The sequence below is a fragment of the Agrobacterium sp. 22-210-1 genome (assembly GCF_053522525.1).
On record NZ_JBNWCI010000001.1, the window covers coordinates 1,801,549 to 1,827,056 of the forward strand.

Sequence of the window (25,508 nt, forward strand, 5' to 3'; positions counted from 1 at the left end):
TATCAGCATATATATGTCAATGGCAAGTTTTTGACATCCATGCTATTCGCGCTAAATGTGATCGCGAACGCGCAAGAAGAGGAACGGCTGAGAGTGGCGACTGAGGAAAACTGGAACGAAGATTTGCCCGAGGACATCAAGCGGATCGGCAATACGATGACGCGCATGCGCATCATGATCGGCCGCCGCATCATCGGCCGCATGGCGCTTGCCAAGCTCGCTCCGGGTCTCGAACTCTCGCATATCGACGTTCTGGATATTCTGCGCCGCTCCGAAGGTGATGTCACCGTGGGCGCGATTGCCGAGGGCATGCGCATCGATCCCTCACGCGGCAGCCGCGTTGTGGCGGATATGGTGGGGCGCGGCTTGTTGAAGCGCGGCGTCTCGCAGGAAGACGGCCGCCGCAGCATCGTCGAAATCACGCCGCTTGGCACCAGCCTGCTGCAGGAAATGCGCCGCACCAAGATGAGCGTCATCGAGGATGTGATGGACGGTTGGCCGGCGGAGGATGTGGAGACTTTCGCCCGCCTGTTCGAGCGGTTCATCGACCGTTTCGAATATCGGCTATCGCCGGATACGGACTTGCTGACGGATCAGAAAAAATCATAGTTGCCCCTGATATCTGCAACTTCACTTTAAAGCGGCGAGACCGTAACGTGCCGCCATCGAACAGGTTCAAGGGGTAATTTCGATGTTGACGATTTACGGTGTCTACCGGTCCCGCGCCACGCGCACGCTTTGGCTGGCAGGCGAACTCGGCATAGAATTCAAGCATGTGCCTGTCATACAGGCCCGCCGCCTTGCCGATCCGCTGGCAGCGGATGCGCCGCTCAACACGCTGTCGCCCGCGTTTCTCGCCGTCAACCCGATGGGCACCATTCCCTGCATCGAGGACGACGGCATGGTGCTTTATGAATCCATGGCCATCAATCTCTATCTGGTGCGCAAATATGGCGGGCCGCTCGCCCCGGTCGATCTGAAGGAAGATGCGGCGATGCTGCAATGGTCTTTCTTTGCCGCAACCGAAATCGAGACCAATTCGCTGAAAATTTCCTCCGCCATCGCCGAAGGCCTGTCGGAAAGCGACAGCGGCAAAGCGGTGATCGATGTTGCCGCCCGCCTGCTGAAACGCCCGTTCCGGGTGCTGGAGCAGCATCTTTCCCGCCATGACTATCTGGTGGGCGATCGTTTCACCGTCGCCGATCTCAATGCGGCGGAAATCGTCCGTTATGCGCAGGGCCACCAGCCGCTGTTTGATGCCCATCCGGCGGTGAAAGCCTGGCTCACCCGCTGCCAGACGCGCACGGCGTTCAAGACGATGTGGGATACGCGCGCGGCTGAGGCGGCTTGACACGAGCTTTGGGCGCGGACTGGAGACGTCTCTCCGTACTCAACGTCATCCTCGGGCTTGTCCCGAGGATCCAACCACGTCAAATAAAATCAATACGTTGCAGATCCTCGGGACGAGCCCGAGGATGACGACAGTAACTATTGCCCCCTCTCGCTCGCCAGCGCCCGCTGCACCGCCGGGCGGTCGTTCATGCGGCGGAAGTGGTCGTGCACTTTCGGGAACCGGGCAATATCCACGCCGTCGCTTTCCAGCCAGCCGGACATGACGAAAAGATAGGGATCGGCTACCGAATAGGCCGTGCCCAGAACCCACGGGCCGTGCAATAGGCCGTGCTCGATCAGTTCGAAGCACTCGCCCATGGTCTGCGGCACCTTCGCCTTCATATCCGCCAGCGAACTATCGTCGTTCGCCCAGCGGCTGCCGCGCCGGCCATGGGCGTGCGCGACATGTACGGTGGAGGAAATGAAGGCGTTGAAGGACTGCATGACGGCGAATTCGAAGGGATCGTCAAGCGGTGCGAGCTTCTTCTCCGGAGCCATCTGGGCGATGAAGGCGAGGATGGCCGGGGTCTCGGTCAGCACCCCGCTTGCGGTGGCGAGCGCCGGTACGCGGCCTTTCGGATTGATCTTCAGAAATGTCTCGGAGCGCTGTTCGCCCTCGGCGAAATTGACGCGGTGGGCCGTATAGGGCAGGCCGGATTCCTCAAGCACGATATGGCTGGCGCGCGAGCAGGAGCCGGGGGAAAAAAACAGGGTGAACATGGATATGCGACCTCCAGTGCAATGAAGGCGTCCACCCTCGTGCGGACGCCGCGCCTTACGGTCGGCCAGAGACGGCCATCACGCGCAGGGCAAGCCATCATCGTGCCGGCAACCGGCGGCGTCAAAGCTTTTATCGCATTTTTGACGCCGGATTTTACAGCCCGACGACTCTGACGTCGCCGACGTGGATGCCGTTCCAGTTGCGCATCTGCCGGTTGGCCATGCCTGTCAGAGCCTGCTGCTCGGCGCTGCCCTCATCGAAATAGCGGGCGAGCAATGCCGAGACCATGGCTTCGGCCGCGCGTGTGGTGCCGTCTTCGCATTTCACCGCCATGGCAATACCCTTTTCCGGCAGGGCCGCCACGAAGACACCTTCAGCGCCGGTTTTGGCGAAAATCCTGCCCGGTGCGATCTGCATCAGCTTCGTGCAGGCGCGGCCGGTGCCTGCCACAAAAAAGGGTTCCGCCATGCAGGCCTCGATGAGACGACGCGAGGCTTTGGCGCGGCCCGCTTCCAGCCCCGTGCCCGTCGCCATCCTGGCGAAACCATGCGCCAGCCCCGTGAGCGGCACCGCATAGGTGGGGATGGAGCAACCATCGACGCCGCAATTGTCATGGCCGAGCGTCGCCCCCGTCAGGCTGGCCATGGTGGCGCGGATTTCCTGCTGCAACGGGTGATCATAACCGACATAGCCCTTGGGGTCCGTGCCCGTGTGGCAGCAGGCGCAGATGAAGCCGGAATGTTTGCCGGAGCAATTATTGTGCAGCGCCGTCGGTTTTTCCAGCGTGCGCGCCTGATGGATGATGGTTTTCTGGTCGGATGACCAGTGCGCGCCGCATTCCAGCGTCTCCACATCCCGCCCCGCTCTGGCCAGCATGGAAGCGGCAAGCGCCGCGTGCTCATCTTCACCGGAGTGGGAGGAACAGGCAAGCGCCAGTTCGCGATTGCCGAAACCATAGGCATCCGCCGCGCCGCTTTCCACCAGCGGCAGCGCCTGCATGGCCTTGCAGGCGGAACGCGGGAAGATGCCGCGCTTGACATCACCTGCGGAAAACACAACGCCGCCATCACCATCCACCACCACGGCGAGGCCCTGATGGCGGCTTTCGACGAGGTTTCCCCTGACGACTTCGACGGTAACGGAATTGTTCATGTTCGCAGCCTCAAAAAGTTCTGATTTTATGTCGTTGATACCGCAATTGATTTTTCGATGCACGGGGCTACCAGTGAAATTTGCAAAACGTCTGCTGCTGGCGATTGCCATTATCTATCTGCTTCCCGCTCTGGCATCGGCCGGCTTGTGGGCGATGCGGGATCATCCGCAGGGCTGGCGCGATGCCCGCTGGTCTTCCTCCGGCACCCTTCCGCAAGCCGGAGCCGATGGGCAGGCTGCGATTTACGTGTTTTCCGCCATGACCGGCGGCTTCAAGGGCTCCGTCGCCAGCCATGCCTGGATTGTGCTCAAAAAGCCGGGTGCGACGGCCTATGATCGCTATGACAAGGTGGGCTGGGGAACGCCCATCCGCCGCAATGGCTATGCGGCGGATGCCTATTGGTATTCCAACACGCCGCGCGAGGTGGTGGCCATTCACGGCGCGGCGGCGGAAAAGCTGATCCCCAAGATCGAGCAGGCAATTGCCGATTATCCCTATGGCAAGCCGGGCGGCTATCGCATCTATCCCGGTCCCAACTCCAACACCTTCGTCGCGCATGTGCTGCGCAGCGTACCGGAACTCGGCGTAGTCCTGCCGCCTGACGCGGTGGGACGTGATTACTTGCCGAACGGCGCGTTTTATCATGTCGCCGACGACTGGAAGGATGCGAGCGTTTCGCTGGGCGGATTGTTCGGTATTTCAGCGGGAACGCGCAGCGGTTTCGAGATCAATTTTCTCGGTCTGGTCGCGGGTATCGATTTCAGCCGCCCGGGCGTTAAAATACCCGGCCTTGGGTATTTCGGGGTGGCCGGCGCACGCGTCTGACGCCATCAGGCATCGGTGGCGTGACTTGCCCTTTTTGCGCGGATGGCCTGGGCGATGAAAACGCGCGACAGGCCGTGATACAGCGGCTCCCGGGAGAACAGGCGGGAGGTCAGATATCCCAGCATCGATGCGACCATGATGGGGATGACGCCTTCATGATTGCCGGTCATTTCGAGGATGATGACAAAAGCCGTCATCGGCGCCTGCACCACGCCGGCGAAATATCCTGCCATGCCGACGATCGCGCCGAGGCCGATGCTGGTGCCGAGCAGAGCGGCCATGGTGCTGCCGAAACCGGCACCCACGGACAGGGAGGGCGCGAAGATGCCGCCGGGAATACCCGACATCATCGCAAGAAAGGTCGCCGCCAGCTTTTCGATGAAGAAGAAGGTCGGAGCGGCTTGCCCCTCAATCGCCGCACGGGCCTGTTCGTAGCCGGTTCCAAAGGTCGCGCCACCCGTTGCAATACCGATGACGGCCGAAGCGAGGCCACAGGCGGCAGCAACCGCCAGCATTCGTTTTAACGGCACGGACTGCGCGAAACGCCGAATGCGGGCGGACAGTCGCAGCGCCCCGGCGCTGAAGAGCGCGCCGAAAGCGCCGCCGCCAATGCCGCAGATCAGCACCAGAAGCCAGTCTGCTGTCGTTTTCGCCAGAACGGAACTCGTACCGAAATATGTGTAGCTGCCGACCAGCGCCAGCGAAGCAAGGCCGGACAGGATGACGGCGGTGAGAACGAGACCATTGGCGCGGGATTCGTAGGTTTTACTCATTTCCTCGATGGCAAAGACGATGCCTGCCAGCGGCGTATTGAAGGCGGCCGCGATGCCCGCCGCCGATCCGGCGAGGATGAGACCCTTCGCCTGCGCCATACCGCCCCAGCGGGCAGCCTGCAGCATGATCGAGGCACCCACCTGAACGGTCGGCCCCTCACGCCCGATCGAGGCGCCGGACAAAAGACCCGCCACCGTCAGCACCACCTTGCCGAAAGCGAGCTTCAGCGACAGAAGCCGCGAACGATCCGCATCATCACGCAGATGCCGCGCGGCGATCGCCTGCGGAATACCGCTGCCACCGGCATTGGGGAAAACCGTCAATGCCAGCCAGGCGCAGAGCGTGAAACCGAGTGGTGTTATGATGAGCGGCAAAAGGAACGCCCACGGCCCCGAAGAAGTGGCCGCGAAGAAAAGATGCTGGGCGCGATCCGCCGCCCATGCAAAACCGACGCTGATGACGCCCACCGCAAGCGCGCCGATCCAGAAAACCGCCCGCGGTTTCCAAGCCCGCCACGACCCCCAGACAACACGGGAACGGCGGAGCATCTTCAGCTTCTTGTAATCGACGGGCATGGCGGTCCAGATCGGTGATTTTGCATTCTTCAGGCGGGACGCCCGTTTATCGACCTCTCGGGCAGGGATTGCAAGTTTCGCATTTGACATAGCGTCATAACCGGCTCATTCTGTGCATCGCAATTGCAACGCATGGAGGTGCAACATGAAAACGGCGACATTGCCCTCGCTTCGGGTAACGGCGGATTTTCGCGAGGCGGCGGAAAGCGTGCTGAAGGACGGCGAAACGCTCTCTTCCTTCGTTGAGGATTCCGTGCGCAGGCAGGTGGAAATCCGTAAATCACAGGCAGAGTTCATTGCGCGCGGGCTGGCCTCGCTCGAAGAATCCAAACGCACGGGGATTTTTTATTCGGCCGAAGAGGTGCATGCGGAATTGCGGGCGATGCTCGCCGCCAAGAAAGCTGAGCGTGGCGAGTGACCTTCAATCTCCGGTACACGATTGCAGCCCGAGCGGACATAACCTGGCTATATGATTTTTTACTGGATAAGGATTTTTCGACGGCGGAAAAAGCCGTGGACCGGATCATTTCGACGATTGAGGGACTGAGCGAATTTCCTTTCGCAACGCGCAAGGCGCCTGGGGACAACGCACTCTTACGAGAACTGATCGTTCCGTTCGGGTCTTCCGGTTACATCGTCCTCATTCAAATCGAAGATGCGGAAACCGTGTCCATCCTCGCGATCCGCCACCAGCGCGAGGATGACTACCACTGATCCTCACCGGTCGCTGACTGCCGCACGCGGGTTCGCCCACGGTTCCTGATTGGAACGCGGCAGCGGGGTCTTGCCGAGAATATGATCGGCCGCCTTTTCACCGGTCATGATCGACGGGCCGTTGAGGTTACCATAGGTCACATGCGGGAAGATCGAGCTGTCGGCAACCCTCAATCCCTCAACGCCGATCACCCGGCATTCGGGATCGACCACGGCCATCGGGTCGTCCCTGTCGCCCATCCGGCAGGTGCCGCAGGGGTGATAGGCGCTTTCCAGATGTTCCCGCAAAAAGGCGTCGATCTCATCGTCGCTCGCCACTTTTTCACCCGGCTGGATTTCCGGTCCGCGAAAATCGTCGAAGGCTTTCTGGCTGAAGATTTCACGCGTCAGGCGCACGCAATGGCGGAATTTCTCCCAGTCCTCCGGGTGGCTCATATAGTTGAAACGAATGACGGGGTCATCCTTCGGATCGGCGGAGCGGAGCGTGACGTTGCCGCGTGATTTTGACAGGTTATAGCCGACATGCACTTGAAAACCATGACTTTTCGCCGCCGCCTTGCCGTCATAGGAAATGGCGACGGGCAGGAAATGATACTGGATATCAGGCTGCTTCAAGCCCGGTGCGGAGCGCAGGAAGGCGCAGGCCTCGAACTGGTTGGAGGCGCCGAGCCCGCCTTTCGACAGCAGCCATTGCGCACCGGCCACTCCCTGCCAGAACCATGGCAGCCAGGAATATAGCGAGACGGGCTTGGTGGAGACCTGCTGGAAATAGAACTCCATATGGTCCTGGAGGTTTGCGCCGACACCCGGACGATCCGCCTTCACCTCGATGCCCATCTCAGCCAGATGCGCGGCGGGGCCGATGCCCGAAAGCATCAGCAGTTTCGGCGAATTGAAGGAGGAGGCGGAAACGATGACTTCGCGATTGGCCTTGATGGTTTCGACCACGCCCTTGCGCTCGATCTCGACACCCACGGCCCGGCCGTTCTCGATGACGATCTTGCGGGCGAAACCGCTAACCAGCGTGACATTGCCGCGCTTCAGCGCCGGCCGCAGATAGGCGTTGGCGGCGGACCAGCGACGGCCGTTGTGGATGGTCTGCTCCATAAGGCCGAAACCTTCCTGCTTGGAGCCGTTATAGTCGTCCGTCAGTTCGAAGCCCGCCTGTGCGCCGGCCTGAATGAAGGCATGGAACAGAGGATTATTCACCGGCCCGCGCTGCACATGCAGCGGCCCATCCGTGCCACGCCATCCCTCCTCGCCGCCATGGCTGTGTTCCATGCGCTTGAAATAGGGCAGCACATCCGCATAGGCCCAGCCATGCGCACCAAGCTCTTCCCAGCGGTTGAAATCCTCCGCATGGCCGCGCACGTAAACGAGGCCGTTGATGGAAGACGAACCGCCGATGACTTTTCCGCGCGGCGCCGTAATTCTGCGGTTGTCGAGGTTTGGCTCGGGCTCGGAGAGATAACCCCAATTATAGCGCTTCATGCTCATCGGCCATGCGAGTGCGGCCGGCATCTGGATGAAGGGGCCGAAATCCGATCCACCGGCCTCGATGACAATCACCGAATAACGGCCGTCTTCCGACAGGCGGTAGGCGATGGCGGAACCTGCGGAGCCGGAGCCGACGATGATGTAATCTGCTTGCATGATCTGCTCTCTCCGATGAGCGTTGGTTCCGATTGATTGACTGTCAGTGGGTGAGGCTCACCCCCCTCTGCCCTGCCGGGCATCTCCCCCTCAAGGGGGGAGATCGGCAGGAGGCGCTACCGCCACCTCATTCTCAAACATTGAGATGGGCGAAACCTCGCCGCAGATCGATCTCCCCCCTTGAGGGGGAGATGCCCGGCAGGGCAGAGGGGGTAAGCCTCACCCGCCAACCGTCAATAAGGCGCGTCCACCTTCCCCGTGCTCACATAAACCGTCTTCAACTCGCTATAATGCTCCAGCGCTGCCGCCGAATTCTCCCGCCCGAAGCCGGATTGTTTCGAGCCGCCAAACGGGATTTCCACCGGGCAGAGATTGTACGTATTGATCCACAGCGTACCGGCCTCCAGCCCATCCACCACACGGTGGGCGCGGGCAAGGTCGGCGGTAAAGACGCCGCCGGCCAGCCCGAATTCCGTGGCGTTGGCGCGGGCGAGAACCTCGTCCTCATCGTCGAAATCCAGAACGCACATGACCGGGCCGAAGATTTCCTCGCGGGCAATGGTCATGTTGTCGGTCACATCGGCGAACACGGTCGGCTGCACATAGGCGCCCTCACCCGCAACATTGTTGGGAATGCCGCCGCCGGTGACGAGTGTTGCGCCTTCCGCCTTGCCCTTTTCGATATAGGCGAGAACCTTCTCCTGCTGGGCTTTGGAGACCAGCGGGCCGAGATGGGTGGCATAGTCGAGCGGATCGCCGAGGATCATCGCCTCGGTGCGGCGCTTCAGGTTTTCGAGGAAGCGGTCCTTGGCCTTTTTCTGCACGAAGACGCGCGTGCCATTGGAGCAGACCTGCCCGGAGGAATAAAAATTCCCGAGCATCGCACCGCCGACCGCGCTTTCGATATCGGCGTCGTCGAAGACGATCAGCGGCGACTTGCCGCCAAGTTCCATCGTCACATGCTTCAGATGCCCGGCAGCGGCGGCGGCCACCTTGCGGCCGGTCGGCACCGAGCCGGTGAGCGAGACCTTGGCGACATCGGGGTGATTGACCAATAACGGGCCAGTATCGCGGTCACCCTGAATGACGTTGAACAGGCCCTTGGGCAGTCCCGCCTCGATGAGGATTTCGGCAATCTTCAAGGCGCCGAGCGGGGTGTTTTCCGAGGGTTTGAAGACCATGGCGTTGCCGGCGACAAGCGCGGGGGCTGCCTTCCAGCAGGCGATCTGCTGCGGATAGTTCCAGGCGCCGATACCGACGCAGACGCCGAGCGGCACACGCTTGGTATAGGCGAAATCGCCACCAAGCGGGATGTAATCGCCGTTCAGCGCAGAAGGTGCGATACCGCCGAAAAATTCGAAGGCATCCGCGCCTGATGTCGGGTCGGCGACGATGGTTTCCTGAATGGGCTTGCCGGTATCCAGCGTCTCGAGCGTCGAAAGCGCGTCGTTGCGTTCACGCATGATATCGGCGGCGCGCTTGAGGATACGGCCACGGGCCATGGGGCTCATCGCCGCCCATTTCTTCTGGGCGCGTTTGGCCGAGGCGATGGCGCGCTCGACAATCGCCGGGGTTGCCGCATGCAGCCTTGCGATAACCTCGCCGGTGGCCGGAAAGACGCTTTCGAAAAGGGTGCCGGTATTGTCTTCGACATAGTCGCCGTCGATGAAATGCGAAGCTTTGGGCTGCGCCTTAAGCGGCGTCGCAATGGTCATGTCGAAGTCTCCTTAAAGAACGCGGATGGACGGCCTAGGGCGCTGTCCATCGGGATAGGGTTTGAGCTGCATGTCGAAATAATCCTCGACAAGCGCCGGCGCGGAAGCGAGGCCGAGCGGGGCTGAATGCAGGCTGTGTCTGATATAAAGCCCGTCGATGAGGGCCGCCGCCCCCTCCGCAATGCGTGCGGCATCATCGGGCGGGCAGAGCCGGTTGAGGCTTGCCATGAGGTTGGAGCGCAGGCGGCGGGAATAAATCACCAGCAGCCGCCGGGTTTCCTCCGAACGCTGCGCCTCGACATAAAAGGCAAGCCATGCCGCCACCGTTTCCGGCGTGAACTGATCGCTCTGGAAGGAGACATGCACGATGGCACTCAGCCTTTCACGCGGGCCGGAAGCGCGGGTCAGCGCGGCGACGGCATCGCGCCTGAGGTCGCGCAGCAGGCTGCGGATGGTTTCGAGAAGAAGCTGCTGCTTGCTGCCGAAATAATGATGCGCAAGGGCCGCCGACACGCCCGCTTCCCGGGCGATGTCAGACATCGTCACATTCAGCGAACCATGGTGGCCGATGGTGCGCAGCGCCGCATCAACAAGCGCCTTGCGGCGCAGAGGCTCCATTCCGATCTTGGGCATAATCGTCTCCTTGACGGATGGCAAATTATTCTTGATTGATCAATCAATCAATAAAAAACGCGCCATTTTATGTCGCGGATTTGCGATGGATCATATTTTCCATCGCCCTGTTCCGATAATCTCATCAATGCCGAGCAGCGTTATGAACCCGCTGCTGCTGCGCGGTTCGCATTCCGCTCACTTCCCCTCCTCACAGGGGAAAAACTAAACCGTGATATACTGCGAATTGGGAATGAAACGCGTTTCGTGCTAATATGAGAAGTGATACAAATTTCGCTGGAAGCGGCGCCAGACGAAAAACGATAAAAACGCCCGCCATAGACCACGACGGTACCCTGTCCGCAAATTGGACATCAAAGGTTCGATCGCAGTGTTTAAAGAAGGGAGTGATATCATGCCAATGGTAACAGTATCGATTTCCCCGGAACAGGCAGCAAGAATGCGCGAGGCCGTGAATTGCGGCGCTTACGCATCCGGCAGCGAGGTCGTCAGGGCCGCGCTGCGGCTATGGGCGGCCTCTGCACAGCACAACACGGAAACAAGCCCTGCCGCCCCTGTCGAAGCGGACCGGGAACGCATGAATGTTGCGGAACTCTACGCCGCTCACACCGGGCACGCACGCCGGGCATGATGCTTGCCCGACAACCCCGCATATTGAGGGGGCTGTGACAAAACGTTCATCAAAGCTTCACAGTCGTGAAAGCTTTTGTTGACCTGTCATCTGCAATTGTTCGCCGTAAAAGAAGCGGCCCCTTTATGGCGCATTTTCGCGCCATGCAATCAAGGAGCCGGCCAATTGCGGAGAACGAAATGCAGGCCGTCACGATGGAGAATGATGTCATAAGGCGATTTGCCTCCGGGCACATGTTTCCCATGGCGAAGCTTGTACTTGAAACCGCGTTTCAGCCGATTGTCGAGGCGACGACGGGCACGATTTTCGGTTATGAATCGCTGATGCGCGGCCATGACCGGCTCGGTTTTTCCAATCCGCTGGCGCTTCTCGACCAGGCTGCTGCCGACGGCGAACTGAAGGCTTTCGAGCAGATGCTGGCAAGCCGCGCGCTGGCAAAGTTCTCCACCCTTCCCGACTTTTCCTCCACCACGCTGTTCCTCAATCTCGATGTGCGGCTGATCCCGCATGGCGACGCCATTCTCGACAAGCTCGTCGGCCATCTGGCGCGGGCAGGCATTCCGGCCTCCTCCATCTGCTTTGAGCTTTCCGAACGTTTCGACAATACCAGCGTGCCGGAATTCACGGCGCTGATTGCCCGTATGCGCAAGGAAGGCTTCAAGCTGGCGATCGATGATTTCGGCGCCGGTCACGGCGAGATGAAGCTTTTGTGCGACTATCCGCTGGACTACCTGAAGATCGACCGGCACTTCATCAGTGGCGTCGATCATCTTCCGCGCAAACAGCACCTCGTCCGCAACATCGTCAACATCGCCCATGTTCTAGGTGTGCGGGTGATTGCGGAAGGCATTGAAACGGAAGCGGAGTTTCTGACCTGCCGCGAATATGGCGTCGATCTGGTGCAGGGCTGGCTGATCGCCAAGCCGACCGTCTTCACCAGCGAGCTTCCAGAGAGCTTTCCGCACCTCAACCGCATGGGCGTGGCGCGGCGCAGCAGCCAGTCGCTGGACGAAATATTGATCCGCCGGGAAATTGAGCGCCTTCCCACCGTCTATGAGCATGACAGCGTCGATAATGTCTTCGAACTGTTTCGCAGAAACCCGCAGCAGGCATTTTTTCCGGTTCTCAACGCCAATGGCGAACCGCGCGGCGTCATCAACGAATATCACCTCAAGGAATATATCTACCGGCCTTTCGGTCGCGACCTGCTCAAGAACAAGATCTATGAGCGCACCATCTCCCATTTCGTCGATCCCGCGCCGATCGTCGGCCTTGATGCGGATGCCGACCAGTTGATGAACATGTTCGCCAGCATGGGCGGCAGCGCCTGCATCATCCTGACAGAGAACATGCGTTACGCCGGCATCGTCTCGGCGGCCTCGCTCATCAAGGTCATCAATGAAAAACAGCTGAAGATGGCGCAGGACCAGAACCCGCTGACCGCGCTGCCCGGTAACCGCGCCATTGGCGGCTTCATTGCCGACAGCTGCGGCGACGGCGACGAGACACGGTTCTTCTGCTATTGCGACTTCGACAATTTCAAACCCTTCAACGACAAATACGGCTTCAACGCCGGCGACCACGCCATTACCCTGTTTTCAGCGCTGATGCGCCGCTACTTTTTCGCCGGCGACTGCTTTCTCGGCCATATTGGCGGCGACGATTTCTTCATCGGCGTGCGGGACTGGACGGTGGAGGAACTGACGGAAATCCTCGAACGCCTGCTCAGCGATTTTCATGACGACGTGGCAGAACTCTATTCGCCGGAGGACCGGCAGGCCGGCCGTATGGTCGGCCTCGACCGGCGCGGCAATGAGCGGGATTTCGCCCTGCTGCGCTGCTCGATCGGTGTCCTCACACTGCCGAAAGGGCTGATCATCGCCAATCCCGAACGCATCGGCAGCGAAATCGCCGGGGTCAAGACAGCCGCGAAGGAAAACGAAAGCGGCCTCGTCATCCGGGTGTTCGGCGAGACGAATTGAGAAATAAGCACTGGGCTTGGGATGCGTCGCCTCTGCATGCGCCGCTCACCCCCCTCTGTCCTGCCGGACATCTCCCCCTCAAGGGGGGAGATCGGCAAGAAGCGCTACAGCCACGTCATTCTCTGAAATCGAGACGGCCGAAACCTCACGGCATGTCGATCTCCCCCCTTGAGGGGGAGATGTCCGGCAGGACAGAGGGGGGGAGCGGCATACTCTAAGCCCGTGTCGTCCAAAAACGTGCAGCACGCCGCAGCGTCAAAGAGCCGCCTTCCCTAAAGGACGCATCCGGCCTACATCTTAAGGTAACGCCAATGCTCAGGGAGTTGCCCTCGCCCATGTCCGACCCCACGACCCTGCCCGAAACAATGCGCTTCATCGACCTTCCTTCCCATGGCGGCCCGGAGGTCATGCGGCTCTCGCAGATGGCTTTGCCGAAACCCGCCAAAGGCGAGATTCTGGTCAAGGTCGAGGCGACGGGCGTCAACCGTCCCGATGTCGCGCAGAGACAGGGCATATATCCGCCGCCCAAGGATGCAAGCCCGATCCTCGGCCTGGAGATTGCCGGAGAAGTCGTTGCGCTCGGCGAAGGTGTCACCGAATTCAAGCCGGGCGATAAAATCTGCGCGCTCGCCAATGGCGGCGGTTACGCAGAATATTGCACCGTGCCGGCCAGTCAGTCCCTGCCCTTCCCCAAGGGTTATGATGCCGTCAAAGCCGCAGCGCTGCCGGAAACCTTCTTCACTGTCTGGGCCAATCTCTTCCAGATGGCGGGCCTCACCGAAGGCGAAAGCGTGCTGATCCACGGCGGCACCAGCGGCATCGGCACGACGGCCATCCAGCTCGCCAAAGCCTTTGGTGCGGAGGTCTATGCCACGGCCGGCTCAGCGGAAAAATGCGACGCCTGCGTCAAGCTCGGCGCCAAACGGGCGATCAATTACCGCGAAGAGGATTTCGCCGCCGTCATCAAGGCCGAGACCGGCGGCAAGGGCGTGGATGTGGTTCTCGACATGATCGGCGCGGCCTATTTCGAAAAGAACATCGCCGCACTCGCCAAGGACGGCTGCCTCTCCATCATCGCCTTTCTGGGTGGCACGACGGCCGATAAAGTCGATCTGCGACCCATCATGGTCAAACGCCTCACCGTCACCGGCTCCACCATGCGGCCCCGCACCGCCGAAGAAAAACGTGCGATCCGCGACGACCTCATCGAGCTGGTCTGGCCGCTCATCGAAAGCGGTAAGGTCGCGCCGGTGATCAACCGGGTCTTTGCGCTGGATGAGGTCGTGGAAGCGCATCGGCTGATGGAAAGCAGCAATCATATCGGCAAGATCGTGATGCGGGTGTCGTGACGCCGTGAACCGGGGCCGTTGTTTTGATTGACAACAGACAAATGGGTTGCCATGAATAACAACATGAAGGCGGTCCTGATCGAAAAGACCCGCAAAGTGATCGATGAGACGGCCTTCTTCGAGGTTGTCCTGTGGCACCTGCCCGAGCCTGTTCCCGGAAGCGACCATCCGTTCAAATACCGGCTGGCGCTGGTGGTCAAAGGGGAATGTGTTCTGCGTTATGACAATGAACGTGGCAAGGGCGATCATCGTCATATGGACGGGCATGAAGACGCCATTGCATTCACCACGCTCGAAGCCCTGTTCGATGCTTTTCAGGCGGATATGGAAAGGATTTTGTCATGACGGCACTTACTGTACGTCTCGGCACTGTTGACGACATTAAAAGCCGGTTCGCTGCCGCCGGAAACCTCGCCATGTCCGGAAAGCCGGTGGAGGCGAAACCATCCGTCGAATTTTCCAGCTATGAGGACCTGCACCGCATTCTCGCGCCGCTGCGCCTTGCCATCGTCAAGGTTCTGGCCGGACAGGGACCGCTTTCGATCCGTGAGGTCGCACGTCGAGTTGGCCGGGATGTGCAGGCCGTCCATCGCGACGTGACGACGCTTCTCCATGCGGGCATTATCGACAGGAGCGAGGTCGGGATCGAGTTTCCCTATGACAGCATCCACTTCGAATTCGACGTGAAGGCGGGAGAAGCGGCGTAAGCGCCGGAGGCCGATGACGGCGGAACCTCTTGCATTACTCACGAATCGTACTACCTTCTAGTTATGTTCAACGTATCGGAAGGAGGTGATCCAATGTCTAGTGAGATTTCGGTCTCTGGTGCAGGCAATGGAAAGGGTGTGTTTTCGACGGGGCAACCCTCGGCGTAAACCTCTTGCCTTCGGAACGTTGAGAAACAGTCCCGGGTCTGTAAACAGGACCAAACTCATGGAAGGGTCGCTTCGGCGGCCCTTTTCCGTTTCCGGGTTATTTGCCTTTGATGACGACGCGCATTCGGATGCCCCTGCGGCAGGTTCGGTGCCCTACGTTGCCCTGAAACTTCTCTCCCGTCATGCCGGGCTTGATCCGGCATCCAGCAGACGCGAGTCTGCGCGGCGAGAAGGAGGCCTTTCAGCCCAAGGACTTGGGCTGGCTGGATACCGGCTCAAGGCAGGTATGACGGAGAACTGGGAGAGCGGCGGATCATCGACGTCAATTACGGTCACGTCCCCTACTTCTTCCCGAACACCTTCCATCGCGTCGGGCGGAAGCGCAGTTCTGCGCCCACGGCCACGGCGGCGTTGAGCGGCACTTCGATTTCGAGGTGATAGGGCTCGTGGCCGTTATTGGCGATGTCGATTTCGGCGATACGGGTGCCCGCGAGGCGGCGACAGGTGGTGACCTTGCCGTAAAGCGCGTCCTTCTCCTGCGTCAGCACCACATCTTCAGGTCGGAAGAACAGCTCACCCTCGCCCGTGCCGCTCTCGTCGATGCCGATGCTTTCACCCTGAAACAGCACATGGCCGTCGCGGATCGTTACCGGCAGGCTGGAGGATTCGCCGATGAAGGAGAAAACGAAGGGGGAGTTGGGCGTGTCGTAGACATCGTCTGCCGTGCCCACCTGTTCGATCTTGCCCTGGCTCATCACAACGACGCGGTCGGCCAGTTCCAGCGCCTCTTCCTGATCGTGGGTGACGAAAACGGTGGTGTGGCCGGTACGGTCGTGAAATTCACGCAGCCAGCGGCGCAGCTCCTTGCGCACCTTGGCGTCGAGCGCGCCGAAGGGTTCATCGAGAAGCAGCACCTTCGGCTCGATGGCGACGGCGCGGGCAAGCGCCACGCGCTGGCGCTGGCCACCGGAAAGCTGGGTGGGGTAGCGCTTTTCGAGACCGGAGAGATGCACCATGTCGAGAAGCTCGGACACCCGCCTGCGGATTTCCGCCTTTGGCGGACGCTTGGCGGAGGGGCGCACCTTCAGGCCGAAGGCGATGTTCTCGGCCACCGTCATATGGCGGAACAGGGCGTAATGCTGGAACACGAAACCGACATTGCGCTCCTGCACCGTGCGGTGCGAGGCGTCCTCATCGCCGAAGAAGATACGGCCCTGCGTCGGCTGTTCGAGGCCGGCGATCAGACGCAAGAGCGTCGTCTTGCCGGAACCGGAAGGACCGAGCAGCGCGATCAGCTCGCCTGAGCGTATGTCGAGCGACACGTCGTTCAGCGCCGGGAACCGATCAAACTGCTTGGTGATGCCGGAAACTTTCACTTCCATGAAGATGCCTTTCAATGCTTGCCGGCTGCGTTGCCCGCGCCAAAGCGTATTTCGAGAATGGTTTTGAGAACGAGCGTCACGAGCGCCAGACCGGCCAGCAGCGTCGCCACCGCAAAGGCAGCGCCGATATTGTACTCATTATAGAGTATCTCGACATGCAGCGGCATGGTGTTGGTCTCGCCGCGAATATGGCCTGATACGACAGAGACGGCGCCGAACTCACCCATGGCGCGGGCGTTGCAGAGCAGCACGCCGTAAAGCAGGCCCCATTTGATATTGGGCAGCGTGACGTACCAGAAGGTCTGCCAGCCGGACGCGCCGAGCGAAATCGCCGCCTCCTCGTCGCCATTGCCCTGATCCTGCATCAGCGGGATCAGTTCACGCGCGACGAAGGGAAAGGTGACGAAGATGGTGGCCAGCACGATGCCGGGCACCGCGAAGAGGATTTCGATGCCGTAACTCTTCAGCCATGGCCCGAGCACGCTGTGGGCGGAGAACAGGATGACATAGACCAGACCGGAAATAACCGGCGAGATCGAAAACGGCAGGTCGATGAGCGTTATCAGGAACGCTTTGCCCTTGAACTCGAATTTGGCGATCGCCCAGGCGGCGGCAACCCCGAAGACCACATTGAGCGGCACCGAGATGGCGGCGACAAGCAGCGTGAGGCGGATGGCGGAGAAGGCATCCGGCTCCACAATCGCTTCCCAGAAGGCATCCGCGCCCTTGCGGAAGGCTTCGAAGAAGACCGAGACGAGCGGCAACACGAGGAAGGCCGCGAGGAACAGGAAGGCAACGGCAATCAGCGCCAGGCGGGCGGGAAGGCTTTCGCTGGCGGGATCACGGAACGGCCGGGGGGACGTGCGGGAAGCGGCCTCAGACATAACCGTACCTCTTGCGGCTCCAGGCCTGAATGAGATTGATGAGGAACAGCATGGCAAACGAGATGATCAGCATGATGGTGGCGATGCCGGTCGCGGCCGCATAATTGAACTCCTCCAGCCTGATGACGATGAGGAGCGGCGCGATTTCCGAGACATATGGAATGTTGCCGGCGATGAAGATGACTGAGCCATATTCGCCGACGCCGCGCGCGAAGGCGAGCGCGAAACCCGTGAGGATGGCGGGCGTGAGGCTCGGCAGCAGCACTCTTGTGATGGTCTGGAAACGGTTGGCGCCGAGCGTGGCCGCCACCTCCTCCACCTGCCGGTCGATCTCTTCCATGACCGGCTGCACCGTGCGAACCACGAAAGGCAGGCCGATGAAGATCAACGCAATGACGATGCCGGTGGGCGTAAACGCGATCTTGATGCCGAAGGGTTCGAACAGCGAACCGACCCAGCCGCGATTGGCGTAAAGCGTGGTGAGCGCGATACCGGCAACCGCCGTTGGCAGGGCAAAGGGCAGATCGACGATGGCATCGACAAAACGGCGGCCGGGAAACCGGTAACGTGTCAGCACCCAGGCGACGATGACGCCGAAAACGGCGTTGACCAGAGCGGCGATGAAGGCCGTGCCGAAGCTGACGCGCAGCGCATTCAGCGTTCGGCTATCCGTGGCAATCGCAATGAAATCTGCAAAACCAAGTTTCGCCGTGGACCAGACAAGGCCGCCGAGCGGAATAAGAATGATGAGAAACAGATAGGTGACGGTGTAACCAAACGTCAGGCCGAAGCCGGGTATGACGCTCGACTGCCGCCATTTCCACCTGTTTCCGGATGTATTATTGCTCATCAAGGCTCCGGATAATCTTTGTTTTTGTACATTTCCAGGACAGGAAACCGGGGTCCACTTTTCCTGGAAATGCCCTCTGGGAGCCGGCGTTCCCCGGCGTTTATTATAAAGTATCGACCGGCACGGCGTCCGGTCGATCAGGTTCTTATTGTCTTGTCCCTGCGGACGGGTGATCGCGTTTCACCCCATCATCCGCTTACTTTGCGGGCTTGTAAATCTGGTCGAAGATGCCGCCATCACCGAAATGTTCCGGCTGCGCCTTGGCCCAACCACCGAAGATCGGGTCGTCAATGGTGACGAGCTTGATATCGGGCAGCTGCTTCAGCAGATCCTTGGAGACCACGGCGGGGTTGGACGGGCGGTAGAAGTGCTTGGCCGCAATATTCTGACCCTCATCGGAATAGAGATATTGCAGATAGGCTTCCGCCGCCTTGCGGGTGCCCTTGGCGTCGACATTCGCATCGACCACCGCGACCGGCGGTTCGGCAAGGATTGAGATCGGCGGCACGACGATATCGAAGGCGTCAGCGCCGAATTCCTGGCCGGCGAGATAGGCCTCGTTTTCCCAGGCCAGCAGCACGTCGCCAATCTGGCGCTGCGCGAAGGTGACCGTGGAGCCTCGGGCGCCGGTATCGAGAACCGGGGCGCGCTTGTAGAGATCACCGACATAGGCCTTGATCTTGTCCTGGTCGCCCTTGAACTCTTCATTGGCCCAGGCCCAGGCGGCAAGGTAGTTCCAGCGGGCGCCGCCCGAGGTTTTGGGGTTCGGCGTAACGATCTGGATATCGCCCTTCACCAGATCGCCCCAATTATGGATGCCCTTGGGATTACCCTTGCGCACCAGGAAAACGATTGTAGAGGTGTAAGGCGAGGAGTTGTGCGGCAGGCGGGTGCGCCAGTCCTTGTTGATCTTGCCGGAATTCTGGACGATGGCATCGATATCGCTCTGCAGCGCCAGCGTCACCACATCCGCTTCCAGACCATCGATGACGGAACGCGCCTGCTTGCCGGAGCCGCCATGCGACTGCTGGATCGTGACGTCCTCACCGGTATCGGCCTTCCACTTCTTGGCGAAGGCTTCGTTGAAATCCTTGTAGAGCTCACGGGTCGGATCATAGGACACGTTGAGCAGCTTGGTCTGCGCGGCGGCCGAGCCAGCGCCGCCAAGTGCCAGTGAAAGGCTAAGCGCGACAACGCTCAAACCGGACAGAAGCTTGGACATCGGTATTCCCTCCTGATTGCGATGGCTTAACTCTACCGGTTGAGTAGAGTTGGTCAATGAGGCTGAATACGATCGAAAAAGTGTTTCCCAAGAGCGTTTCCCCGGGCAACAAATACAGCGCAGCATAAGCGAAAGGCGCAACAAGCGTCGTGTAAAACTTTGCTGAATGCAAAACCGTTTCACTTTTTTGACGATTTTTTGCCGCGATGGCGAAAAATATTATGGGGTTTTAGACGATTTTTTCGTTTTGAAGGAACGAGGCAAGGGGGCCATTACAATCTCCTCATCCGTCATTCCGGCCCTGAGCCGGAATCCAGCCAGCCCAAGTCCTTGGGCTGAAGGAGTCGTTTCGCCGCGCAGACGCGCGTCGGCTGGATTCCGGCTCAAGGCCGGAATGACGGACGGGTTGAGGGCCCTCGTTGCAAACTCTCGACAGCGAAACGTGAAAAAAGACGAGTGTCAGGCCGTCAAAAGCTCGGGCACTTCGACACCGGCAACCGCATCGGCAATGGTGGTATTGAAAAGGATGTTGCGCGTCGCATCGGCCACGCGGGCAAAGACGTGGCGTATCTCGCACTGCTTTTCGCCGTCGCAATCCTCGCAGCGCCGATAGGCGGTCTGCGACAGGCAGGGCAAGGGGGCGAGCGGCCCGTCGATGAGGCGCAGTACCTCGCCGAAGGTGATATCCGCAGCCGGGCGCGCCAAGAGATAACCGCCCTGCTTGCCGCGCCGGCTTTCGACCAGGCGTTCCTTCTTCATTTCAAGAAGGATCTGTTCGAGGAACTTTTTGGGGATGGCCTGTTCGCGGGCAATGTCGGAAATCTGCACAGGACAGGCACCGTCGGCCTTAGCCAGCGAAAGGAGCGCCCTCAGCGCATATTTTGCCTTCTGCGAAATCATCGTAAAACCAGTAGACCACAAGCCCGGAAACCCGGCAATTCCGGCTTAGCGCAGAAGTTGTCACAATTCAAATCCAAGCTGCGAAGAAGGTGAACGGGTATCTTTTGCTCATACCCCGCACGCCTGAGGCATTTTTGCTCTGAAGTGCAGCGCACAAGCACTGTCATTTCTGTTCGCGGATAAGGATTTCAACAATAATCGGCCATGGAAATCCCGGACGTGACAATGACGATCAATTCAGCAAATGCCTTAGCCGATACCGCTTCCCTCGACGCCACGCTTGCCGGGCTCGATCTGGCGGGTCGGCTTTCGTTTATCGCCGGCCTCGGCGGGCGGGCGGTTTTCACCACCAGCCTCGGCATCGAGGATCAGGTCATCACCGCCGCCATCGGCACGCATCGCCTGCCGATCGATGTCGTAACGTTGGAGACGGGTCGGCTGTTCAAGGAAACCGTCGATCTCATCGATGAAACCGAAGAGCGCTTCGGCATTGAAATCCGTCGCTTCCGGCCCGAACAGGACGATATCGACGCCTATGCCGAAAAATACGGCCTGAACGGTTTTTATGAGAGTGTCGAAGCCCGTCACGCCTGCTGTCATGTCAGAAAGCTGATCCCGCTCGGCAAGGCGCTTGATGGTGCTGCCTTCTGGATCACCGGCCTTCGTCGCGGCCAGTCGGGCAATCGCGCCACGACGCCTTTCGCCGAATTCGACGCCGAGCGTAATCTCATCAAGATCAATCCTTTGGCTGACTGGGATATCGACCTTATCCGCGCGCATGTGCTCAAGGAAAACATCCCCGTCAACCCGTTGCATCAGCGCGGTTACCCCTCCATCGGCTGCGAGCCGTGTACGCGCGCCATCAAGCCCGGCGAGCCTGAGCGCGCCGGACGATGGTGGTGGGAAAACGACGAGAAGCGCGAATGCGGTCTTCACGTCGCCGGTGCGGAGCAGACATCCGCCGTTTCCACCATCCCGCAACGATAATCATTCAGTACATCTCCCGGAGTTCACAATGTCCAACGCAGTCCACGAGACGGACAGCAAGAATACTGTCGCATCCAAGCCGCCGCTCGATCCCCATCTGAAGGCGCTTGAAAACGAAGCTATTCATATTTTCCGCGAAGTCGCCGCCGAATTCGATAACCCTGTGATGCTTTATTCCATCGGCAAGGATTCGTCCGTGCTGCTGCACCTGGCGCGCAAGGCCTTCTTCCCCGGGCGCATTCCTTTCCCGCTGCTGCACGTCAATACCGGCTGGAAATTCAAGGAAATGATCGAGTTCCGCGACAATATCGTCAAGGAATATGATCTCGACCTGATTTCCTACACCAACCCGCGCGGTGCGAGTGAAAACGTCACGCCTTTCTCCCATGGATCGGCGCTTTACACCGACATCATGAAGACCGAAGCGCTGCGTCAGGCGCTGGACGCCGGCCAGTTCGATGCGGCCTTCGGCGGTGCCCGTCGTGACGAGGAAGCGAGCCGCGCCAAGGAACGCATCTATTCGTTCCGCACGCCCGACCACAAATGGGACCCGCGCAACCAGCGCCCGGAACTGTGGAACATCTATAACGGCATGGTCCGCAAGGGTGAAAGCGTGCGTGCCTTCCCGCTCTCCAACTGGACCGAAGTCGACATCTGGCGTTACATCGAAGCGGAAAACATTCCGCTGGTGCCGCTCTATTACGCCGCCGAGCGCCCCTATATCGAGCGTGATGGCATGATGATCCTTGCCGAAGACGAGCGGCTGGAACTGTTGCCAGGCGAAGAGATCAAGCACGGCTCGATCCGCTTCCGCACGCTCGGCTGCTTCCCGCTGACCGGCGCGATCCGGTCCGAGGCGGCGACGCTTCAGGAGGTCATTGCCGAACTCGAAATCGCCACCGTCTCCGAACGGCAGGGCCGCGCGATTGACCGCGACCAGTCCGGCTCCATGGAGAAGAAGAAGCGCGAGGGGTATTTCTGATGAGTGCCGCTGCCATCAATCCCCCCTCTTCCGCCACCATCCTGCCGTTCGCCGAACATTCGAAGGCGACACGCGACACGCGTCCGCTGCGCCTCATTACCTGCGGCAGCGTCGATGACGGCAAATCGACCCTGATCGGCCGTCTTCTCTGGGACACCAAGGCCGTCAAGGAAGACCAGGCCGCCACGCTGCACCGCGACAGCGGCAAGCAGAACGATCTCGGCCTGCCCGATTTCGCGTTGCTGCTCGACGGTCTTCAGGCGGAGCGCGAACAGGGCATCACCATCGATGTCGCCTATCGTTATTTCGCCACCGACCGGCGCGCCTTCATCGTCGCCGACACGCCCGGCCATGAGCAATATACCCGCAACATGGCGACCGGCGCTTCGACGGCCGACCTCGCCGTTTTGCTGGTCGATGCCCGCACCGGCATTCTGGAACAGACCCGCCGCCACGCCACCATTGCGGCGCTGATGGGCATCCGGCAATTCGTGCTGGCGATCAACAAGATTGACCTGACGAATTACGACAAGGCCGGTTTCGAACTGATCGCCCACGAATTCCGCGAGTTCGCCTCCAATCTCGGCATCAAGCAGATTACCGCCATTCCGATGTCGGCGCTGAAGGGTGAAAACGTCGTTCTGTCAGGCAAGGCCTCCATGCCCTGGTATGAGGGCCCGACGCTGGTGGAGACGCTGGAGCTTGCCACCGTGCGCTCCGCGCAGTCCGGCGGCTTCCGCCTGCCGGTGCAGCGTGTCTCGCGTCCCGGTGAGAGCTTCCGTGGTTATCAGGGCACGGTTGCCGGCGGTTCGGTGAAGCCGGGCGACAGCGTCGTCGTCCTGCCTTCCGGCATGGTCGCGAACGTCAAGCAGATCGTCACCTTCGATCTGGTACGTAACGCCGCCGTGGCGGGTGATGCCGTCACCCTCGTGCTTGACCGTCAGGTGGATGTCTCGCGTGGCGACATGATCGTCTCCATCGAGGCGCAGCCGCAGACCGGCCTTGCCTTCGACGCACAGATCGTGGCCTTGCAGCCGGGCGGCATCGAGGCGGGAAAACGCTACTGGCTGAAAAGCGGCAGCCGCCGCCAGCGCGTCAGCGTGCAGCCGATCAGCCAACTGAACCTCAAGGAAGGCGAATGGCAGGCGCATGAGACGTCGCTGCCGATGAACGCCATCGGCAAGGTGCGGCTCTCCTTCGACGAGACGGCAATTTTCGATGCCTATGAACAGAACCGGGCAACCGGCTCCTTCATCCTGATCGACCCCGACACCAACAACACGGTTGCAGGCGGCATGATCGCCGGCAAACGCAGCGTTGGCGCGACGGAGGAAAAGGGCGACCGGGTCATCCTCTCGCTGCCCGCCGATCTTGCCGAAAAGCTGCTGGCGAGCGAGTTGCTGGCCAAACACCGCGACGAGATCGACATTCGCCGCACCGATGTGGCGACCGCCTCAAGGCTGATCGGCGATCTGGACTGAGAAAATTTCCGATACAAACAAAAAGGCGACCGTAGTGCGGTCGCCTTTTTTCGTTGCGGGCCACAGGTTGTGAGGCGCCGCTTAAAACACGAACATATAAAGCAGAATGATCACCACAACCGGAACGCCCATAGCCCACAGTGCAATACCCTTTAGCATATTATCCTCCATTGTTATTGTGAATGGATAACGGCTGAAGTGCGGTTGCGTTCCCTGCTGCTGAGCCGACAATGGCTTCATCGCAGCCAATAAGCACGTGAAGGCACGCGGAACCGGGAAGACGGCAAGCGCCATGGCACCCCGCCACATTGGCGCTGAAGCCTGCGCCGTCACCCATCGCGCAACCACGACCTGTTCGCAGGGAAACCCGTGGAACCGCGTTCAGGCCCGGTTAATGGCCGACACGTCACTCTCTCAACAATGGAACTACGTACTCCAGCGCACGTTGGGGTCCGTCATTGGGAGATTAAGATCATGAAAATTTTGACTGCAGCGATCTGTCTTGTTTCGGTCGGCATCCTGAGCGGCTGTGTTGACGATCGGGGATACCGTAGCGGCGGATACTATACGACAGGCGTATACTACCGCTCCTATGACCGCGATCGCCACTACCGCGACTATGATCGTCGCGACTGGCGCGACCGGAGGGATTGGCGTGATCGTCGCGACTGGCGTGGCGACCACCGCTACCGCTGATAATGACCGACTGGACCTACATCAGGCCGATTATTTCTGGAACTGGTGATGGGATGGTTTGACGGACGTCCGGCGCGCGGGGCCGTTGTTTGCTTTTCTCATTCTCGCGCTGACGAGAATGAGAAATTCACTGCTCTTATAGTCGCTAATGTGGAGACTATGGACGGCACAACTGGGCGTCGAACCCGCGCAGTCGGCGACCGCATTCGAACCGGCCAGGGTTTTAAACGGTCCGGTTTCGATACGAGACTTTAGATTCAGGGATTTTCAGGAAATATCGGGATCAGTTGCAAGCCATCGTGAATGTGAGGCTTTTAGCTGGTCGGAGTGAGAGGATTCGAACCTCCGACCCCCACGTCCCGAACGTGGTGCGCTACCAGACTGCGCTACACTCCGTGACCAGCGGCGCTTCTATAGACCAGCCTCCAGCATTCGACAAGCGGCATATTGCATTTTTTATGACAAGTTTTCTCCCTGCAGCGAGGCAGCCTCGCCAACCGCTTGCGGCAAAGGGCGCAGGGCTGAAAAACGTTACAAAAAAGCAATTGTGGCAGGAAATTTTCGTCAAGCCGCATACCTCCCCTGCCCGCCGCCGCCAAATCTGCTAGGGGAACGGAATGACCGGCGGGATGCCGGACACGGCACAAAGGACATTTCACCATGCTATTTCGCAGCATAACGCTCGCAGGGCTCGCCATTGCGCTCTCCGCCTGCACGACATCGGAAGGCTCCTCCGTCCCTTCCTTCACCCAGAAGAGCCCCGTTGAAACACGGTGGGTCGGTCAGTCGGCAGGCATTTTCTTCGCAAAATTCGGCCCACCGCTGAGCGACACGGAATCCGGCAGCTCCACCGTCTATAACTGGCGCGGCGGTTACAAGAAGGCCACCATTCCGGCCAGGTTCGAAGAAGGCAAGGACGGCAAGAAGGGTCGCCAGATTTCGCCCGCCCGCACCGCCTCGCTCTCCTGCACGGTGCAGCTGGTCGTTTCCAGCAATTATACGATCACCTCGGTGCGCACGGTCTCCGACCGCCCCGGCGTCAACGGCCCCAGCTACTGCGCGGAATTCCTCGCCGCGAACTAAGATTCGCCCCGGAAACCGGACGAACAAGGCCTGCCCGAAACGGTGGGCC

27 protein-coding genes and 1 tRNA gene are annotated in these 25,508 nt (G+C 60.1%); 15 read left to right on the forward strand and 13 right to left on the reverse strand.

The window, feature by feature from the left end; genetic code table 11:
• Positions 1-93: 93 nt before the first annotated feature.
• Both ACQZ5F_RS09055 and ACQZ5F_RS09060 read left to right on the forward strand, forming a co-directional pair.
• Entirely contained in the window at positions 94-609 is a 516-nt protein-coding gene (locus ACQZ5F_RS09055) for a MarR family winged helix-turn-helix transcriptional regulator (RefSeq protein ID WP_046798935.1), read from the forward strand.
• Positions 610-691: 82 nt separating this feature from the next.
• The gene (locus ACQZ5F_RS09060) at positions 692-1,351 is read left to right on the forward strand and encodes a glutathione S-transferase family protein (protein WP_225339364.1); all 660 of its coding nucleotides are present in this window, start codon (positions 692-694) and stop codon (positions 1,349-1,351) included.
• A gap of 137 nt (positions 1,352-1,488) precedes the next feature.
• Here the strand turns inward: ACQZ5F_RS09060 and ACQZ5F_RS09065 are convergent, their stop codons facing one another.
• Both ACQZ5F_RS09065 and ACQZ5F_RS09070 read right to left on the reverse strand, forming a co-directional pair.
• On the reverse strand, positions 1,489-2,112 hold the full coding sequence (locus ACQZ5F_RS09065) for a glutathione S-transferase family protein (protein ID WP_046798558.1): 624 nt from the start codon (positions 2,110-2,112) through the stop codon (positions 1,489-1,491).
• Between the two features lie 154 nt (positions 2,113-2,266).
• Entirely contained in the window at positions 2,267-3,265 is a 999-nt protein-coding gene (locus ACQZ5F_RS09070) for an asparaginase (protein ID WP_225339365.1), read from the reverse strand.
• Positions 3,266-3,338: 73 nt separating this feature from the next.
• Between ACQZ5F_RS09070 and ACQZ5F_RS09075 the strand changes: the two genes are divergently transcribed.
• Positions 3,339-4,091 (forward strand): DUF3750 domain-containing protein, encoded by a 753-nt coding sequence (locus tag ACQZ5F_RS09075; RefSeq protein ID WP_225339366.1) that lies wholly within the window; start codon positions 3,339-3,341, stop codon positions 4,089-4,091.
• A 5-nt stretch (positions 4,092-4,096) separates the two neighbouring features.
• On the opposite strand, the gene ACQZ5F_RS09080 is transcribed toward ACQZ5F_RS09075, so the two are convergent.
• Positions 4,097-5,440: a chloride channel protein gene (locus tag ACQZ5F_RS09080; protein WP_046798933.1), complete on the reverse strand. Its 1,344-nt coding sequence runs from the start codon at positions 5,438-5,440 to the stop codon at positions 4,097-4,099.
• Between the two features lie 145 nt (positions 5,441-5,585).
• On the opposite strand from ACQZ5F_RS09080, the gene ACQZ5F_RS09085 reads away from it, so the two are divergent.
• Positions 5,586-5,858: a YlcI/YnfO family protein gene (locus ACQZ5F_RS09085; protein WP_080833754.1), complete on the forward strand. Its 273-nt coding sequence runs from the start codon at positions 5,586-5,588 to the stop codon at positions 5,856-5,858.
• On the forward strand, positions 5,855-6,154 hold the full coding sequence (locus ACQZ5F_RS09090) for a type II toxin-antitoxin system RelE/ParE family toxin (RefSeq protein WP_225339367.1): 300 nt from the start codon (positions 5,855-5,857) through the stop codon (positions 6,152-6,154). Before ACQZ5F_RS09085 ends, ACQZ5F_RS09090 begins: the two co-directional genes overlap by 4 nt.
• 3 nt (positions 6,155-6,157) lie before the next feature.
• On the opposite strand, the gene betA is transcribed toward ACQZ5F_RS09090, so the two are convergent.
• From betA to betI, 3 genes are all read right to left on the reverse strand, one after another.
• Positions 6,158-7,807 carry a choline dehydrogenase gene (gene betA, locus ACQZ5F_RS09095; RefSeq protein WP_225339368.1) on the reverse strand — a complete coding sequence of 550 codons (1,650 nt, stop codon included), beginning with the start codon at positions 7,805-7,807 and terminating at the stop codon, positions 6,158-6,160.
• Between the two features lie 233 nt (positions 7,808-8,040).
• Positions 8,041-9,522, reverse strand: a complete 1,482-nt coding sequence (betB, locus tag ACQZ5F_RS09100; RefSeq protein WP_448730539.1) for a betaine-aldehyde dehydrogenase — start codon at positions 9,520-9,522, stop codon at positions 8,041-8,043.
• A 12-nt stretch (positions 9,523-9,534) separates the two neighbouring features.
• The gene (gene betI / locus ACQZ5F_RS09105; RefSeq protein ID WP_046798552.1) at positions 9,535-10,155 is read right to left on the reverse strand and encodes a transcriptional regulator BetI; all 621 of its coding nucleotides are present in this window, start codon (positions 10,153-10,155) and stop codon (positions 9,535-9,537) included.
• A 394-nt stretch (positions 10,156-10,549) separates the two neighbouring features.
• Here betI and ACQZ5F_RS09110 point away from each other — a divergent pair, with 394 nt between their 5' ends.
• The 5 genes from ACQZ5F_RS09110 (at position 10,550) to ACQZ5F_RS09130 (ending at position 14,824) form a co-directional block, all read left to right on the forward strand.
• The gene (locus ACQZ5F_RS09110; RefSeq protein ID WP_046798932.1) at positions 10,550-10,786 is read left to right on the forward strand and encodes a ribbon-helix-helix domain-containing protein; all 237 of its coding nucleotides are present in this window, start codon (positions 10,550-10,552) and stop codon (positions 10,784-10,786) included.
• A gap of 179 nt (positions 10,787-10,965) precedes the next feature.
• Positions 10,966-12,768, forward strand: a complete 1,803-nt coding sequence (locus tag ACQZ5F_RS09115) for a GGDEF domain-containing protein (protein WP_046798551.1) — start codon at positions 10,966-10,968, stop codon at positions 12,766-12,768.
• A gap of 335 nt (positions 12,769-13,103) precedes the next feature.
• Positions 13,104-14,117: an NAD(P)H-quinone oxidoreductase gene (locus tag ACQZ5F_RS09120; RefSeq protein WP_225339370.1), complete on the forward strand. Its 1,014-nt coding sequence runs from the start codon at positions 13,104-13,106 to the stop codon at positions 14,115-14,117.
• A gap of 63 nt (positions 14,118-14,180) precedes the next feature.
• Entirely contained in the window at positions 14,181-14,462 is a 282-nt protein-coding gene (locus tag ACQZ5F_RS09125) for a toxin-antitoxin system TumE family protein (protein ID WP_225246408.1), read from the forward strand.
• The gene (locus ACQZ5F_RS09130) at positions 14,459-14,824 is read left to right on the forward strand and encodes an HVO_A0114 family putative DNA-binding protein (RefSeq protein WP_052817461.1); all 366 of its coding nucleotides are present in this window, start codon (positions 14,459-14,461) and stop codon (positions 14,822-14,824) included. The genes ACQZ5F_RS09125 and ACQZ5F_RS09130 overlap by 4 nt, the downstream gene beginning before the upstream one ends.
• A 509-nt stretch (positions 14,825-15,333) precedes the next feature.
• On the opposite strand, the gene ACQZ5F_RS09135 is transcribed toward ACQZ5F_RS09130, so the two are convergent.
• From ACQZ5F_RS09135 to ACQZ5F_RS09155, 5 genes are all read right to left on the reverse strand, one after another.
• Positions 15,334-16,374 (reverse strand): sulfate/molybdate ABC transporter ATP-binding protein, encoded by a 1,041-nt coding sequence (locus tag ACQZ5F_RS09135; RefSeq protein ID WP_046798549.1) that lies wholly within the window; start codon positions 16,372-16,374, stop codon positions 15,334-15,336.
• 11 nt (positions 16,375-16,385) lie between these two features.
• Positions 16,386-17,258 carry a sulfate ABC transporter permease subunit CysW gene (gene cysW / locus ACQZ5F_RS09140; RefSeq protein ID WP_046798548.1) on the reverse strand — a complete coding sequence of 291 codons (873 nt, stop codon included), beginning with the start codon at positions 17,256-17,258 and terminating at the stop codon, positions 16,386-16,388.
• Positions 17,251-18,108, reverse strand: a complete 858-nt coding sequence (cysT, locus tag ACQZ5F_RS09145) for a sulfate ABC transporter permease subunit CysT (RefSeq protein WP_010971172.1) — start codon at positions 18,106-18,108, stop codon at positions 17,251-17,253. Before cysT ends, cysW begins: the two co-directional genes overlap by 8 nt.
• A gap of 196 nt (positions 18,109-18,304) precedes the next feature.
• Positions 18,305-19,330 carry a sulfate ABC transporter substrate-binding protein gene (locus tag ACQZ5F_RS09150; RefSeq protein WP_046798547.1) on the reverse strand — a complete coding sequence of 342 codons (1,026 nt, stop codon included), beginning with the start codon at positions 19,328-19,330 and terminating at the stop codon, positions 18,305-18,307.
• Between the two features lie 459 nt (positions 19,331-19,789).
• The gene (locus tag ACQZ5F_RS09155; protein WP_003520468.1) at positions 19,790-20,230 is read right to left on the reverse strand and encodes an RrF2 family transcriptional regulator; all 441 of its coding nucleotides are present in this window, start codon (positions 20,228-20,230) and stop codon (positions 19,790-19,792) included.
• Between the two features lie 204 nt (positions 20,231-20,434).
• On the opposite strand from ACQZ5F_RS09155, the gene ACQZ5F_RS09160 reads away from it, so the two are divergent.
• From ACQZ5F_RS09160 to cysN, 3 genes are read left to right on the forward strand one after another with little or no spacing between them, the layout of a single operon-like run.
• Complete coding sequence (locus tag ACQZ5F_RS09160; RefSeq protein WP_225339371.1) at positions 20,435-21,217, forward strand: phosphoadenylyl-sulfate reductase; 783 nt, start codon at positions 20,435-20,437, stop codon at positions 21,215-21,217.
• A 28-nt stretch (positions 21,218-21,245) separates the two neighbouring features.
• Positions 21,246-22,199: a sulfate adenylyltransferase subunit CysD gene (gene cysD / locus ACQZ5F_RS09165; RefSeq protein ID WP_225339372.1), complete on the forward strand. Its 954-nt coding sequence runs from the start codon at positions 21,246-21,248 to the stop codon at positions 22,197-22,199.
• Entirely contained in the window at positions 22,199-23,680 is a 1,482-nt protein-coding gene (gene cysN / locus ACQZ5F_RS09170; protein ID WP_225339373.1) for a sulfate adenylyltransferase subunit CysN, read from the forward strand. The genes cysD and cysN overlap by 1 nt, the downstream gene beginning before the upstream one ends.
• Before the next feature lie 81 nt (positions 23,681-23,761).
• Here cysN and ACQZ5F_RS09175 read toward each other — a convergent pair whose 3' ends face one another.
• On the reverse strand, positions 23,762-23,974 hold the full coding sequence (locus ACQZ5F_RS09175) for a hypothetical protein (RefSeq protein WP_225339374.1): 213 nt from the start codon (positions 23,972-23,974) through the stop codon (positions 23,762-23,764).
• Positions 23,975-24,154: 180 nt separating this feature from the next.
• On the opposite strand from ACQZ5F_RS09175, the gene ACQZ5F_RS09180 reads away from it, so the two are divergent.
• Positions 24,155-24,376, forward strand: a complete 222-nt coding sequence (locus ACQZ5F_RS09180; RefSeq protein WP_080842219.1) for a hypothetical protein — start codon at positions 24,155-24,157, stop codon at positions 24,374-24,376.
• A gap of 319 nt (positions 24,377-24,695) precedes the next feature.
• Here the strand turns inward: ACQZ5F_RS09180 and ACQZ5F_RS09185 are convergent.
• A tRNA-Pro gene (locus tag ACQZ5F_RS09185) sits at positions 24,696-24,772 on the reverse strand.
• Positions 24,773-25,036: 264 nt separating this feature from the next.
• Here ACQZ5F_RS09185 and ACQZ5F_RS09190 point away from each other — a divergent pair.
• The gene (locus tag ACQZ5F_RS09190) at positions 25,037-25,459 is read left to right on the forward strand and encodes a hypothetical protein (protein WP_046798543.1); all 423 of its coding nucleotides are present in this window, start codon (positions 25,037-25,039) and stop codon (positions 25,457-25,459) included.
• Positions 25,460-25,508 lie beyond the last annotated feature (49 nt).

Excerpts from the sequence above, each read along its gene's own strand:
- ACQZ5F_RS09060 (WP_225339364.1), top strand. The coding sequence starts at position 692 with ATGTTGACGATTTACGGTGTCTACCGGTCCCGCGCCACGCGCACGCTT.
- ACQZ5F_RS09065 (WP_046798558.1), bottom strand. The coding sequence starts at position 2,112 with ATGTTCACCCTGTTTTTTTCCCCCGGCTCCTGCTCGCGCGCCAGCCAT.
- ACQZ5F_RS09070 (WP_225339365.1), bottom strand. The coding sequence starts at position 3,265 with ATGAACAATTCCGTTACCGTCGAAGTCGTCAGGGGAAACCTCGTCGAA.
- ACQZ5F_RS09080 (WP_046798933.1), bottom strand. The coding sequence starts at position 5,440 with ATGCCCGTCGATTACAAGAAGCTGAAGATGCTCCGCCGTTCCCGTGTT.
- ACQZ5F_RS09085 (WP_080833754.1), top strand. The coding sequence starts at position 5,586 with ATGAAAACGGCGACATTGCCCTCGCTTCGGGTAACGGCGGATTTTCGC.
- betA (WP_225339368.1), bottom strand. The coding sequence starts at position 7,807 with ATGCAAGCAGATTACATCATCGTCGGCTCCGGCTCCGCAGGTTCCGCC.
- betB (WP_448730539.1), bottom strand. The coding sequence starts at position 9,522 with ATGACCATTGCGACGCCGCTTAAGGCGCAGCCCAAAGCTTCGCATTTC.
- betI (WP_046798552.1), bottom strand. The coding sequence starts at position 10,155 with ATGCCCAAGATCGGAATGGAGCCTCTGCGCCGCAAGGCGCTTGTTGAT.
- ACQZ5F_RS09110 (WP_046798932.1), top strand. The coding sequence starts at position 10,550 with ATGCCAATGGTAACAGTATCGATTTCCCCGGAACAGGCAGCAAGAATG.
- ACQZ5F_RS09115 (WP_046798551.1), top strand. The coding sequence starts at position 10,966 with ATGCAGGCCGTCACGATGGAGAATGATGTCATAAGGCGATTTGCCTCC.
- ACQZ5F_RS09120 (WP_225339370.1), top strand. The coding sequence starts at position 13,104 with ATGTCCGACCCCACGACCCTGCCCGAAACAATGCGCTTCATCGACCTT.
- ACQZ5F_RS09125 (WP_225246408.1), top strand. The coding sequence starts at position 14,181 with ATGAAGGCGGTCCTGATCGAAAAGACCCGCAAAGTGATCGATGAGACG.
- ACQZ5F_RS09130 (WP_052817461.1), top strand. The coding sequence starts at position 14,459 with ATGACGGCACTTACTGTACGTCTCGGCACTGTTGACGACATTAAAAGC.
- ACQZ5F_RS09135 (WP_046798549.1), bottom strand. The coding sequence starts at position 16,374 with ATGGAAGTGAAAGTTTCCGGCATCACCAAGCAGTTTGATCGGTTCCCG.
- cysW (WP_046798548.1), bottom strand. The coding sequence starts at position 17,258 with ATGTCTGAGGCCGCTTCCCGCACGTCCCCCCGGCCGTTCCGTGATCCC.
- cysT (WP_010971172.1), bottom strand. The coding sequence starts at position 18,108 with ATGAGCAATAATACATCCGGAAACAGGTGGAAATGGCGGCAGTCGAGC.
- ACQZ5F_RS09150 (WP_046798547.1), bottom strand. The coding sequence starts at position 19,330 with ATGTCCAAGCTTCTGTCCGGTTTGAGCGTTGTCGCGCTTAGCCTTTCA.
- ACQZ5F_RS09155 (WP_003520468.1), bottom strand. The coding sequence starts at position 20,230 with ATGATTTCGCAGAAGGCAAAATATGCGCTGAGGGCGCTCCTTTCGCTG.
- ACQZ5F_RS09160 (WP_225339371.1), top strand. The coding sequence starts at position 20,435 with ATGGAAATCCCGGACGTGACAATGACGATCAATTCAGCAAATGCCTTA.
- cysD (WP_225339372.1), top strand. The coding sequence starts at position 21,246 with ATGTCCAACGCAGTCCACGAGACGGACAGCAAGAATACTGTCGCATCC.
- cysN (WP_225339373.1), top strand. The coding sequence starts at position 22,199 with ATGAGTGCCGCTGCCATCAATCCCCCCTCTTCCGCCACCATCCTGCCG.
- ACQZ5F_RS09175 (WP_225339374.1), bottom strand. The coding sequence starts at position 23,974 with ATGGCGCTTGCCGTCTTCCCGGTTCCGCGTGCCTTCACGTGCTTATTG.
- ACQZ5F_RS09180 (WP_080842219.1), top strand. The coding sequence starts at position 24,155 with ATGAAAATTTTGACTGCAGCGATCTGTCTTGTTTCGGTCGGCATCCTG.
- ACQZ5F_RS09190 (WP_046798543.1), top strand. The coding sequence starts at position 25,037 with ATGCTATTTCGCAGCATAACGCTCGCAGGGCTCGCCATTGCGCTCTCC.